At 33.5% G+C, this 14178-nt stretch carries 10 protein-coding genes; 5 read left to right on the top strand and 5 right to left on the bottom strand.

Features of this window, described 5'->3' with window-relative positions:
* Positions 1 to 321: 321 nt before the first annotated feature.
* On the bottom strand, positions 322 to 1956 hold the full coding sequence (locus ACE94K_RS05315; RefSeq protein WP_378180990.1) for a DUF1501 domain-containing protein: 1635 nt from the start codon (positions 1954 to 1956) through the stop codon (positions 322 to 324).
* Between the two features lie 7 nt (positions 1957 to 1963).
* Positions 1964 to 3508, bottom strand: a complete 1545-nt coding sequence (locus ACE94K_RS05320; protein WP_378180993.1) for a DUF1800 family protein — start codon at positions 3506 to 3508, stop codon at positions 1964 to 1966.
* Positions 3509 to 3611: 103 nt separating this feature from the next.
* On the opposite strand from ACE94K_RS05320, the gene ACE94K_RS05325 reads away from it, so the two are divergent.
* The 5 genes from ACE94K_RS05325 to ACE94K_RS05345 all read left to right on the top strand — a co-directional run bounded on the left by ACE94K_RS05325 (position 3612) and on the right by ACE94K_RS05345 (position 8045).
* On the top strand, positions 3612 to 4508 hold the full coding sequence (locus tag ACE94K_RS05325) for an LD-carboxypeptidase (RefSeq protein ID WP_378180996.1): 897 nt from the start codon (positions 3612 to 3614) through the stop codon (positions 4506 to 4508).
* 2 nt (positions 4509 to 4510) lie between these two features.
* Positions 4511 to 4870 (top strand): YraN family protein, encoded by a 360-nt coding sequence (locus tag ACE94K_RS05330; RefSeq protein WP_378180999.1) that lies wholly within the window; start codon positions 4511 to 4513, stop codon positions 4868 to 4870.
* 30 nt (positions 4871 to 4900) lie between these two features.
* The gene (locus ACE94K_RS05335; protein ID WP_378181002.1) at positions 4901 to 5797 is read left to right on the top strand and encodes an aldo/keto reductase; all 897 of its coding nucleotides are present in this window, start codon (positions 4901 to 4903) and stop codon (positions 5795 to 5797) included.
* A gap of 128 nt (positions 5798 to 5925) precedes the next feature.
* On the top strand, positions 5926 to 7044 hold the full coding sequence (locus tag ACE94K_RS05340; RefSeq protein ID WP_378181005.1) for a helix-turn-helix domain-containing protein: 1119 nt from the start codon (positions 5926 to 5928) through the stop codon (positions 7042 to 7044).
* Positions 7045 to 7124: 80 nt separating this feature from the next.
* Complete coding sequence (locus ACE94K_RS05345; RefSeq protein WP_378181008.1) at positions 7125 to 8045, top strand: SMP-30/gluconolactonase/LRE family protein; 921 nt, start codon at positions 7125 to 7127, stop codon at positions 8043 to 8045.
* Positions 8046 to 8419: 374 nt separating this feature from the next.
* Here ACE94K_RS05345 and ACE94K_RS05350 read toward each other — a convergent pair whose 3' ends face one another.
* The 3 genes from ACE94K_RS05350 to mfd all read right to left on the bottom strand — a co-directional run bounded on the left by ACE94K_RS05350 (position 8420) and on the right by mfd (position 14106).
* A complete protein-coding gene (locus tag ACE94K_RS05350; RefSeq protein WP_378181011.1) occupies positions 8420 to 9613 on the bottom strand; it encodes a serine hydrolase domain-containing protein in 1194 nt (397 codons plus the stop codon).
* Between the two features lie 87 nt (positions 9614 to 9700).
* Entirely contained in the window at positions 9701 to 10543 is an 843-nt protein-coding gene (locus ACE94K_RS05355; protein ID WP_378181014.1) for a helix-turn-helix domain-containing protein, read from the bottom strand.
* A 200-nt stretch (positions 10544 to 10743) separates the two neighbouring features.
* A complete protein-coding gene (gene mfd, locus ACE94K_RS05360; RefSeq protein ID WP_378181017.1) occupies positions 10744 to 14106 on the bottom strand; it encodes a transcription-repair coupling factor in 3363 nt (1120 codons plus the stop codon).
* Positions 14107 to 14178: the final 72 nt, after the last annotated feature.

The following is a 14178-nucleotide window of genomic DNA, read 5'->3' on the forward strand; positions in this document are numbered from 1 at the left end:
TAGTCTTTTGTTAAGAAACGTTTAGCTCTTGTTGTGACAATTTTTTGTTTTGTTATCTTTTTATATTAAATCTTTCAAACAAAAAACCAATTTTTAAAGTTAGGGATATTAAGATCAGATATGTTGATGTTTTTAGTATTCGGTGTGGATCAGTGAGTATTTGTTTTTTAACGCTTTAAATGACTGTTAAAACACGTTAAAAGAAGTTATAATCTTCTTAAAAACAGCTTGTTGTTATTTTGAGAAAGAAGGTGTTTTGAAACAAAAAAAGCTCTGATTATTTACAATCAGAGCTTTCTAAATCTAAATATTATAATGTTCTTAAGAAATCAACAGAGACTTACTGAATTCACCTGTGCCGGTTTCAATCCTGTATATATACTGACCGGTACTTAACCGGTTTCCAGCAGATTCTTTGACATTAATTATATGCTGACCTTCAAGAAGCATTTCATTTCTTAGTGTTGCTACTTTTTGTCCAATGATATTAAACAAAGTAATATCTACGTGAGTTGTTTCAGGATTATTGATATTAATAAAGGTTTGTCCTCCATCATACGTTACTATATGTGACAGTGTTTCTCCATCTCCCGGTATGTTAGGGCTTACTCCTCCACAAGAAAAACCTAAGTCTAATGATTCGAATTCTGCACCAAGTAATGCTTCACTCACGATATTTTCTGGAATACATAACCACTCTTTCATAATGGTAGAATAGATTTGTCTGAAGTCGTTGGTTTGCTCTGCATTAAATCCTACAGTAGGGTTTGGTGGAAGTTCAGGATGATCTCCTATAAAACCATTTCCGTTCAATCCTGTTCCAAAAAACATCATTGGTGCTACGGTACCGTGATCAGTTCCTAGAGAACCATTCTCTACTAACCTTCTTCCAAACTCCGAGATCGTCATAGTTAATACCTTATCATCCCATCCGGAAGCTTGTAAATCTGCATAAAAATTACTGATTCCTTCAGAAAAAGAGTTCAGTAATTGCTGGTGCCTTTGTACTTGATTATTATGAGTATCAAATCCACCCAACGTGACCATAAATACTTTGGTTCCTAAGTTTCCTTTAATTAACCGCGCAACAATTCGCATTTGTCTGGCAAAGTTATCATCTTCTAAGTAACCTCCAAAATCTGTAGATCTATTAAAAGCTTCATAAATTGCTTCAGCATAGGTGTAAGTCACATTGGTACTTTCTCTAATAAAATTAAGACGATCGCCGTATGTACAATCTGGTGAAGGATCTAAACTATACCCTTGGTTTTCAATATAAGCCTCTAATCTTCGAGGATCAGAAATGGCAAAAGAGAAATCATTTTCAGGGCCTTTAAAAATAAGATTTCCGATACTTCCTATCTGAATAGATGGTGGACTAGGTGGTGGATTAGTAATATAACTAGGATACAATCTTTGAAAATACCGACCCATAAACCCAGATTGCTCTTCTTCAGTCAGGTTGGTATTTGCCCAAATATCGGTTCCTCTAAAATGAGATAACGTCTGATCTTCATACCCAACTCCGTGAGCTACTTTCATCATACCGTCGCCCCATAAATTTTCTAATTTATTCATAGGTTTCGGCATCGCATATTCATTTTCCTCTAAATTTATAAATTCACTAGGTGGAATTTTAATTAGAGGTCGTGCATTTGCATAAATATCATATTGATTGACCGGGATAATTGTATTATACCCGTCATTTCCTCCTCCTAATCTACAAATAATTAATATTTTATCAGATTCAGCTTGGCTTAATGCTAAGGATAATGGGGAAGGTCTGGAAACTGTAAGATTCGTATTTGCTAACATCATAGAACCACCTCCTACTAGCCCTAAAGCTTGTAAAAAAGATCTACGGTTCCATTTTTTGTGATCATCGGTATTACAAACTCCTTCTTTCGAATTGGGTTTGCTTTCCTTTATATTAATATGGTGGTGTGTGTTACACATAAGCTTATTATTTAAGTTGGAATTCGGGGACTTCATCTATATGACTCAATAAGGCGTAGAACTGGTCAGAAACTCCTGGCAAGTCTAGAGTCCAAATAAATGGAGCAACTGCGTCCGGCTCATAATAATTATCGGGATAAAACTCTTTGAAAATAGCCAAGGCTTCATCAAATAAAGTTTGATCTTCTAATCCTCTCGGAAGGAAATAATCCAGTATCGCTTTTACAACAATATTTACCTGTTCTCCTTGCAAGCTACTATTTACAAAACCATCTGCTAATGTTCCAATAGGCAAGCCATTTAAGAAATCACCAAACTGTGTTTGATTTTGTGAGTAAAAACTGTTGAGAATGCTTTGAATACCTTCCCATCTTCCAATTAAATAATCCGGGCTAATCCAGTCTTCATCTCCTTGCCAACCCTCTACATCAATAGGATTTAGAACTTCTTGTCCTATCGTAGTAGTTCTTCCCAGTAAAGAGTTCAAAGAATCTAATGTAGGGGGCGATTCAAAATTCAATTGTTTAAAGAAATTAACAAATAAATCAATAGGACTTTTTATAATAGCACCTATTGCTTGTTGATCAAAGAAATGCTCACTTTTAAAAAGTTGTCTCAATACCGGGGCAATCTGCCAGTTATTTGTAATAAACGTCTGTGCCATTTGAGCCACAATGGCTTCATTACACGTTGGACTTACAAAATAAGTGTATAATTTACCACAGATAAAATTAGCTATCAGGGTTTCACGCTGTGTAAATAAATGAGCAATTACATCATCAGGACTGCCCAACCCATAATATCCAAAATTCGCTGATTGTCCAAAAATGGTTTTGGTGTCATTACTAAAACGAGCTGGATTAAACGTAATAGGACCCCAAGGAATATCATTCGTCTCTACCCAACCGGTAATGGCTTTAGCGGTTTCGATAACATCCATTTCATTATATCCATTATCCACTCCTAATGTAAATAATTCATAAAGTTCACGTGCATAATTTTCATTAGGTCTATCTCTAGTGTTTTCATCACCGTTAAGATATACTAGCATGGCAGAAGAAATCCCAATGTCATATACAAATTGTCTAAAATCTCCTAGAGCATGTAATTGCAGGAGATTGTAATACTGGTACTGATATGCGGGACTTCTATATACTTGATCTTCAGTAACAAAATGATTGCTCCAAAATAATGTTAAGCGATCTCGCAATCCATTTTGCAAGAAGTCATAAATCATTTGTCTTTTACCTTCATTACGGTAAAATCTAGTATCATTATCTTCATTCGCCATTTCGGCGGCTTCAAATTGATCCCGATTCCAGAAACCCCATTCTGGAGCAGCGTTGGGAGCCAATGCAATAGCTTCGTCTATTAATGAATCTACTAAAGCTGACGGATTGTTTTGGTTTAAAGCATCAATTACCTGTGTTTTAGTAGCTCCAAAGGCGACTCGCCGGTATAAATGATTTATTTTACTTACGTTCCAGGGGTTCTCTACAGTAGGCACGTAAGGATCCAAAGATGCTAAGTTACAAGAAGTATCAGAGATCATAGGCAAATAGGTTTATTAGTGTTAAGGGACGATTTTCACTGTAATATAATAGTTTAGAACGAAAACATTTGTTAATTAGTATCTTAAATTGAAATTTTAAGAAATGTTGAAGCCTGATTCTTTACAAAAAGGAGATAAAATAGCAATAGTTGCTACAGCAAGAAAAATTACTCAGAAAGAAATTGATGAAGCTACTAACATTCTGAAAAGTTGGGGTTTGCATCCTGTTATTGGTACTACAATTGGATTGGAGAACAATCAATTTGCAGGAACAGATGAAGAAAGGAGATTAGATTTTCAGAAAATGCTAGATGATACAGAAATTAAGGCAATTTGGTGTGCTCGTGGAGGTTATGGCACTGTGCGGATCATGGATCAACTGGATTTTTCTGGTTTCATCAAGCATCCAAAGTGGATTATTGGATATTCTGACATTACAGTATTACATTCTCATATTCATAATTTAAATATCGCAACATTGCACGCAGCTATGCCCATTGATATCCATAAAGGTACTGAAGCGTCTAGACACTCACTGCGTGACACATTATTTGGTAGGAAGCAAAATTATACCATTACTTCTTCCAAAAAGAATAAATTGGGAAATTGCAGTGGGAAACTTATAGGTGGGAATTTGTCTATTTTGTATTCGCTCTGCGGTTCTGTATCTTCAGTGGATACTAAAGGCAAAATACTATGTATTGAAGATCTGGATGAATATTTATATCATATCGACAGAATGCTTCAGAATTTAAAACGTAACGGATATTTTAACGATTTAGCGGGTTTAATTGTTGGTGGGATGACTAAAATGCACGATAATAATACTTCTTTTGGGAAAAATGCTGAAGAAATTATTTGGGATGTGGTAAAAGGGTATGATTTTCCTGTAGCATTTGATTTTCCTATGGGTCATATAGAAGACAACAGAGCATTGGTTTTGGGAGCTGAGGTTTCGTTACATGTTTCCGACGATGTAACAACCTTAAAATATTTGTAAAAATGGCAGAACATCATAAGCTCGGTAAAGAAGGAGAAAAATTAGCTGTTGAATTCTTAGAGAAACACGGATATGTAGTTTTGGAAAAAAATTATAGATATCTTAAAGCCGAAATCGATATCATTGCTCAAAAAGGAGATATCATTGTAGTGGTTGAGGTAAAAACAAGAAGCACTCCCGAGTTTGGAGACCCTCAGGATTTTGTAAAACCTAAACAGATTCAATTATTGGTAAAAGCAATTGATCACTATGTACTTGAACACGATCTGGATGTCGAAGTACGTTTTGATATTGTTGCAATTATAAAAAATAAACTAGGAACCAGAATTGAACATTTGGAGGATGCTTTTTATCATTTTTGATACTATTTTAATCATCATAAGATAAAAGAAATGAACTATCGTAAACTTGGTAATTCAGAATTAAAAATTAGTGAAGTTTCTTTTGGATGTATGTCCTTACAGGGAGACCTTAAAAACGCAATGAGATTAATTCAGCTTGCTTTTGACAAAGGAATAAACTATTTCGATACAGCAGATTTATATCAAAATGGTCAAAACGAGGTGTTGTTAGGTAATGCAATAAAAGGCTTTAGGGATAAAATAATTATAGGTACAAAAGTAGGAAATGAACTAAGAGAAGATGGAAGTGGTTGGGATTGGAATCCAAGTAAGAAATATATCATAAAATCAGTTGAAGAAAGCCTGAGAAGATTACAAACAGATTATATTGATTTATATCAATTACACGGCGGTACAATTGATGATCCCATTGATGAAACTATTGAGGCGTTTGAACAATTAAAAGAAGAAGGGAAGATTAGGTATTATGGTATTTCTTCTATAAGACCTAATGTGATTAGAGAATATGTAAAGTGTTCTAATATAGTTAGTGTGATGATGCAGTATAGTCTTTTGGATCGCAGACCGGAAGAGTTTTGCTTAAATTTATTACAAGAGCATACTATTGGAGTTCTCGCGAGAGGATCTGTTGCCAAAGGATTGTTAGCAGGAAAACCAGTAACTGACTATTTAAATTATACAACTTCAGAAGTGAAAAAAACTATTGAGGTATTAAAAAATGTGTCTAGAGAAGATAAGTTAATGGGTCAAACGGCAATTCAATATGTATTGAAACATCCATCAATTACTTCTGCGGTAATTGGAATCAGGACAGAACAACATTTGCTAGAGAGTATCACAACCTCTAAATTAAAAGCATTAGGTGATGAGGAGTACGGATTGATTCAAAATAGTAATAAACCTGCTTTTTACGAGAACCACCGATAAATGTGGTTTACTAAAAACATATTGTTTTCCATTTTACCTTCTTATTGGTTAAAAAGTACGAATGTACCCAATCGGTCGCTCATTTTTCTCAATAGAATTAGATTTGAGTATAACTTTTAACTTTATATATGAATTCTTTTGGAATAGTAGATTTGATATTATTTTTAGGAATTAGTCAAGGTGTTTTTCTTGCTATAACGCTTTCTCTGTTGCACAATAATAATAAACCTGCCAACAAGATTTTATCGTTTATACTATTGATTGCTTCTTTAATGCTTGTAGGTAGAATATTTTATCCAAAATTTCAAGGAGTTTTCTTTTTCAGAATTGCAAGTTTTGTAGATACGCTTATTTTTATTTTTAGCCCTTTATTATATACATACGTAAGAAGATTGACTTTTAAAGAATCTCCTAATTATAAAATCTCAAGGTATCATTTTATTCCAGCTGCTCTTCACCTATGTTTTTTTAGTTGGACCTTGTTTTATTCCTCTGATGACATAAAAACCATGATCAATAATGGTGATTTTAACGTCATCTATTTTATTGTGGAGACTACTGGGTTGTTATCAAATATCTTATATGTTTTTTTATCATATCAATTAATTAGAGTGTATAAAATCGAAGAGAAGAATAATTTATCTTATGCACAAAATGTACACACTTTCTTATGGTTTTTGTTATCGGGAGTTTTTGTATTCTTAATTCTATGGATTATAGGGTATGCTAATTATTTTTTGAGATTAAAAGAATTACGTTTTATCAGTTATCATTTGATTTGGATTTCCATACCGATATTCATTTATATTGTTGGCTTTTTTAGTCTAAAACAACCAGAAATTTTTAGAATTCCTGTGATTAAGAAACGGAAAGTTAAGAAAGAGCGATTGGATGGAGAAGAGTTGGAGATATTGAAGAAAGGGCTAGAAGAGCTTATGGTACATAAAAAAATATATCTTAATAATGAACTCACGTTAAAAGATCTTTCCGAAGAACTAAATACATCTAGCAATAATGTGTCCTGGTTACTAAATAACATACATCAATGTAGTTTTTATGATTACATCAATACGTATAGAGTACAAGAATTTATTTCCAAGATTCAAAAAGGAGAACATTTTCAGCATACTATTTTAGCACTTTCCTTAGATTCTGGGTTTAATTCTAAATCTACTTTTAACAAAGCTTTCAAAATGATTAAAAATGATACACCAAGTAATTATATTAAAAAATTAGATACGACCTAAAAAACGTTTCACCGTGTACACTCGGTCGATTATTCTATGTTTTTGATTCAATTTTGAGTATAACTTTAAAATTAAATCAAATGAAACGAACAGTTAATTATTTTTTTATCATTAAGAAAGGAACGTACTCTTTACTTCTAGTACCAGCTATCATTTTATCTTTATTCCTTGTTTCTTGCAGACCCGGTGAGGTGCCTAATATTACAACCAACGTAGAGACCGTGACCGATGGTTCATTTTCTGATGGATTAGCGATAGATCGCAAAGGAAATCTGTATGGGTCTGATTTTTATGGAAACACAGTCTACAAAATGACACCGTCAAAAGAAGTAACAGTTTTTGCAGATAGCTTAGTCTCCCCCAATGGAATAGGAATAAATAAAGATGGAGAAGTATTTGTTTGTGATCATTTTGGAAACACCATTTATAAGTATTCGCAAGAAGGAATACAATTAGACAGCATTCCAGCAATATCTCCCGCTGGTATAAAACGAATCCCAGGGACTAGCGATATGTTGTTTGTAGAATACAATACGAATACGATTAATGTATTATCAGAAGATAATACGATAACTAAATTACATGAAGGTACACCAATAAATGGGCCTGCTGGAATTGCTTTTGATAGAAGAGGGAATATCTATATAGGAAATTTCAACGATCGAAAAATTTATAAATATAAAGATGGGAATCTGTCTTTTGTTGCAGAACTTCCTGCCGAAGCACCAAATGCTAATTTTTTAGGGTTTTTGACATACGCTAAAGGTTTTTTGTTTGCAACTCAACTTGGAGAGCATAAGATTTATAAAATCAATCCTAACAAAGAAAACGAAGTCGAGGTATTAGCAGGGAGTGTATTAGGTAATGATGATGGAGATATTTCTGAAGCTACTTTTAATTTCCCAAATGGTATTTTAGCTAGTCCAAACGGAAAAGTTTTATATGTATCGGATGCAGGAACCCGAAATCTAAGGATTATAGAAAGTAGTATTGAACATTAATTTAAAGTTATCGATAAAAATAGGGGAATTTTTCTACTTTTTATTTTGTAACTTACTCTCACAATACAAATTAATCTTAAAACCAATTTATTATGTTAAAATCAATTTTAATCCGGCGTGGGGTTCAACACTTAAACAAGAAGCAACAACAAACTATAAATGGTGGAGGTGGTGAATTGAATGATTTTTGCCATGCTGATAGTGAATGCAATTATCCATTAATTTGCGCTGGATGTTTCTGCAGACCGGTTGGAGGACCATTTTAGTTCTTTACCAATAATTTTTAAGGCTAATTCAAATTACTAAAAAGATCGGAATCCTATGATTTTCGATCTTTTTTATGGAGTGAATTGGTCATTAGATAATAGATCTTATTACTTGGTAATAAATGTTTTTGCCAGGTCATACGAATAAGTAAATAAATCAGATACAGAACCACTTCGATTCATCAGTATGGATATAGAAATATTATATTCAGGAAATAAAATAAAGACAGAAGTCGACCCTGCTGCTGTTCCGGCGTGATGAATGATTTGCACTTTGTGGTTTTGGTCGAACATTTTCTCCGTAAAACTGTTACGCCATCCCATGGCATAGTTTTGATCATTCACCTCTCCGTTATCCAAGGTAACCGGTTGTATAAGTGATTCTATAGTTTTTTTATCCAAAATTTGATAGTTTAGAAATGCGTTTCCAAGTTTTACAAGATCTGTTGGTGTAGCAACAAATCCACCACCGGCCCATTTATTGCTATTATTGACCTTAAATACTTCTTTGTACATGTTTTCATCTACTTCATAAAACGTAGAAATATTTTCTGTCAACAACGAAGATGTTTCCCCTTGTATATTATCAAGACCCAAAGGAGTAAAAACTTCATCTTTCATAAAATTGAGAAAGTCTTTTCCAGATGCACCTTCTAATACGGCACTCAATAAAGTATAATTATATGAGCTGTAGCTAAAGTCAGTTCCAGGAGTAAATAGTAATGGAGAATTGTTAAAGATTCCCACACTTTCTTGCACCGTTGTATATTCGTCATTGTTCAGGTGCTCCCAAATAGGAAAGCAAAAACAAGTGCTATAGTTTCGTATACCAGAAGTATGTGATGCTAATTGTTTTACTGTAATTTCAGATAGCGTTTCGGTTGTGTATGGAACAAATTCTTTGACTTTAGAATTCGGATTTAATTTACCATTTTGTAGAAGTACACCGAGTCCTAATGAGGTTACTGCTTTGGATGTACTTCCTATCCTAAATTTTGTGTCTAGACTTATTTCTTTATCTTTTTTAACATCTTGGTATCCGATAGCATTAGACCAAATTACTTTTCCATTTTTTCCAACAGCTACTGATAATCCTGGAGCTTTAAGATGAGTGAACATTTCGTTTAAAATGCTATCAGCTTTTTTTGACACCTTATCTTTATGATATGCGATTGGGTCTAAATTTTGAATGTTTGAAAAAGAGTTCCATCCTGATGTGTAGGCAACGATTGGTTCAAAAAGAAAGAAGCATATAACTAATATTGGTAAGCTTACAGAAGCAATGATGATGCATTTTTTCATGATACTGTTGGTTTGAAATTAGACAACGGAGCTCTTTTCATTGAATTCGAATTCAATGATATTTGAGATGAATACCTGTCAGTCGGATTATTCGACAGCTAGTGTTTTTTCTTTAGCCTTAATCATCTCACATACTTTAAAAAGTAGAATGATTTCTAACAAAATGGTTGGTGTAAGAAATACCAAACCAACAAAAGACAATAGTATGGTGGTCATGAACGCATAGGTAATAATTTCAAAAATCGCAGTGACTTTTGCAATTGTACCTAATGAACCCTGAAGCCTATAAATTGATATTCCGAATAAGATTCCGATAATGCCATAAGTCATTGCTTCAGCCCCAATAACAATTGGATAATTAATCTCACCAATATATAAGGAAATGATATCGAATCCATAGAATACAACTGCTATAAAAATGAACATAAAGGCAGTTATTCTTAGGAGGTAGTTCTTGAAGATTTTTCCCGTAAGCACAAAACCTCGAGTAAAAAGAACTATGGAAATCAATAAAACGATTTTCAATAGAATATAGGCTATTTCATTAATGATCATTTCACCTTCCTGATGTCTAAAATAATCTACCGCAAATTCTCCAAAACCTAAGATGAAGTAAACAATGCCACTAATCCAGGCAATATTAAGCTGTTTTGTTAAAAAACTTGCTTCCTTTTCGTCGTCTATTTCTAGTAGAAATAGTTTTTTAAATTCTTTTGTTACTTTAGAATCTTCAGTTTGTATTTTTTCAAGATCATAATCCAAAGCTGATAGAATTGTTTTTATCGTATAGCTTCTTGGCATGACTTCTCCTGCTTCAATTCTCTGTATAGTTCTTACACTGATATTACATTGTTCTACGAGTTCTTCCTGAGTTAATCCTTTGGATTTTCTTAATTCCGAAATTTTTATTCCTAATGCTGGCTGTTCCATGATCTTTAAGTTTTTAGTTTTTGTTTCTTGATGACTAGAACTTTGTTTCATTTTCTTCAGCAATATTAGGTGTCAATGTTAGTTTCTCAAATTTTTCAGGTAGTATTTCACCCGACATTTACCCGACAAACCAGCAAAAACAAAGGATTTCCGAGGGTTGTTATCTTTTTGAATTAAGATTAAAATTCGGATAATTACTATTAATTTTCAATGATTTCTGTCGCAGGTGCTAAAGGTTGTAATACTTTTAATGCTCGATTAATTGAGGTTATTTTTTCAAAAGTTAACAATAATCTTAATCCATTTCTAGTTTGTTTTTCTTTCATTTTTACTTGTCCAGAATGTGTTTGTACATATTGAAGCACTTTTGTAAAAACCGTGCTTTGATAAAATTCAGATTGTTGATCACTGATAAAATAACCTATCAGTTTGTTTTGTTTCATGATGATCTTTTCTAATCCAATACTGGTAGCAATCCACTTAATTCTAACAGAATTTAATAGATCAACTGCCTGTTCTGGTAATTCTCCAAAACGATCCACTAACCGTTTTTCATACGCCAGTAATTCTTCTTCAGTTTTGATTCCGTTTAACTCAGTATAGAGATTAAGACGTTCAGAGATATTATTGATGTAATCATCAGGGAATAGTAATTCAAAGTCGGTATCAATCTGAGTATCTTTTAGATATATCTTATCTTTTGATTCATCTTCATACAACTCCTTAAATTCATTTTCTTTTAATTCTTCGATCGCCTCACTTAAGATTTTTTGATAGGTATCAAAACCAATTTCATTGATAAAACCACTCTGTTCTCCTCCTAATAGATCTCCCGCTCCACGAATCTCCAAATCTTTCATAGCAATATTAAATCCGCTACCAAGTTCTGAAAATTGTTCTAAGGCAGTAATACGTTTACGTGCGTCATCAGTCATAGCAGAATAAGGCGGAGTAATAAAATAGCAAAAAGCCTTTTTGTTACTACGACCAACTCTACCACGCATTTGATGTAAATCGGATACACCAAAATTATTGGCATTATTTATAAAAATCGTATTCGCGTTTGGTACATCTAATCCACTTTCTACAATGGTTGTAGAAACTAATACATCAAATTCTCCATTCATAAAGGAAAGCATTAAACTCTCTAGTTTTTTACCTTCCATTTGGCCGTGACCAACCCCAATCTTGGCATCTGGTACAACACGCTGTATCATTCCTGCAACCTCTTTGATATTTTCAATACGGTTATGTATAAAGAATACCTGACCACCTCGTTGGATTTCATAACTCACAGCATCTCTGATCGTTTCTTCACTAAAGCGAATCACATTGGTTTCTATAGGATAGCGATTTGGTGGCGGAGTTGTTATGGTCGATAAATCTCTGGCCGCCATTAGACTAAACTGTAACGTTCTTGGTATTGGAGTGGCAGTTAATGTAAGCGTATCCACATTTTCTTTAATGGTTTTTAATTTATCCTTAACTGCTACACCAAATTTTTGTTCTTCATCTATGATTAATAGTCCAAGATCTTTAAACTTTACATTTTTATTTACTAATTGGTGTGTACCAATGATAATATCAACTTTGCCGTTTGCGAGTTCCTCGAGTGTTTCTCTTTTTTGTTTTGCTGTGCGGAAACGATTTAGATAATCTACGGTTACTGGAAAATCTTTCAATCTTTCTCTAAATGTTTTTGCGTGCTGAAAAGCCAATATCGTTGTTGGAACTAATACTGCAACTTGTTTTCCGTTATCAACTGCTTTAAAAGCAGCACGGATTGCCACCTCTGTTTTACCGAAACCTACATCACCACAAATCAATCGATCCATAGGACGCTCACTTTCCATATCAGCTTTTACAGCCTCTGTAGCTGTGCTTTGATCAGGAGTATCCTCGTAAATAAAAGAAGCCTCTAGCTCGTGTTGCATATAACTATCCGGAGCATATTGAAACCCTTTTTGAAGTTTACGTTTGGCATATAACTGAATCAGGTTAAAAGCAATATGCTTAACTCTTGCTTTTGTCTTTTGCTTTAGCGTTTTCCAAGCTTTTGATCCTAATTTATAAATTTGTGGAGCCTTACCATCCTTGCCATTATATTTTGAAATCTTATGGAGTGAATGAATACTTAGATATAATACATCTCTTTCTCCGTAAATTAGCTTAATGGCTTCCTGCTTTTTACCTTCAACATCAATTTTCTGAAGTCCACCAAATTTTCCGATTCCGTGATCGATATGGGTTACATAATCACCTACTTCCAGATTAGTAAGTTCTTTTAACGTAATGGCCTGCTTTTTAGCATAACCATTTTTAAGACTAAACTTATGATAGCGTTCAAAGATTTGATGATCAGTGTAGCAGGCAATTTTTTGATTATCATCAATAAACCCTTGATATGCTGAAAAAACAATAGTTTCGTATTGTTTTACATCTAGATCTGCATCATCAAAAATATCGTGAAAACGTTTAGCTTGTTGCTCGCTAACACAGAAAATATAATTTTTATAACCATTCTCGTGATTTTCGTTTAAGTTTTGAATCAGTAAATCAAATTGTTTATTAAACGAAGGTTGAGGTTTGGTGTTAAATTTTACGGTATAATCAGCCTTAGTTAATGGTCGATTGCCAATTTCTACTAAGGTAAAATCTAAAAGTTGTTTTTTGATTAGCTCAGAATTTGCAAAAAGTTCTTTTGGAGAACTATGTTTTATATCTGTAGAAAGTTTTGAAAAAGCTTCTTTTGCTTTTTCAAAGTTTTTATCAATTCTGGATGAAAGAAGGTCTAAATCCTTCGCAAAAATTACTGTTTTTGAGGCAATGTACTTTAAGAAGCTTTCTCGTGTTTCCTGAAGCGCCTTGTTTTCTACATTCGGAATGATCGTAATCTTCTTAATTTGGTCGGTAGATAATTGTGTTTCTACATCAAACGTCCTTATACTATCTACTTCGTCACCAAAAAATTCTATCCGATATGGTTCATCATGACTAAAAGAGAAAACGTCAACGATACCACCACGAACTGAGAATTCACCTGGTTCGGTGACAAAATCTACTCGTTTAAACTGATATTCAAACAAAACTTCATTGACAAAATCCAAGGATAATGTATCACTTACAGATATTTTTAACGTATTTTTCTCTAATTCCTTTCGAGTCACTACTTTTTCGAATAAAGCATCAGGGTAGGTGATGATTAAAGCAGGTTTTTTTCTAGAATTAATTCTGTTCAATACCTCTGCACGCAGCAATACATTAGCATTGTCTGTCTCCTCAATCTGATAAGGTCTTCTATAACTACCAGGATAAAACAATACATTTTTGTCACCCAAAAGCTGTTCCAGATCATTAAGGTAGTACGCAGCTTCTTCTTTATCATTAAAAACACAAAGAAAGGGTTTCTCTGATTGCTTAAAAGAGTTCTCAATGACAAAGGATAATGATGATCCTGTAAGACCTTGCAGGTGCGTTTTACTTTCAGACTGGGCAATAGCATTCCCCAGTTTCTGCAATTGCAGAGACTGTGCAAAAATTTGCGTGATAAGGACTTTACTCACGTAACATTTAATTTTAGCGCAAATATACTATCATTCTTTTAGTTATCATATCTACATATTTTGATTAAGGAC

The organism is Aquimarina besae, assembly GCF_042434905.1.
Taxonomy (GTDB): Bacteria; Bacteroidota; Bacteroidia; order Flavobacteriales; family Flavobacteriaceae; genus Aquimarina.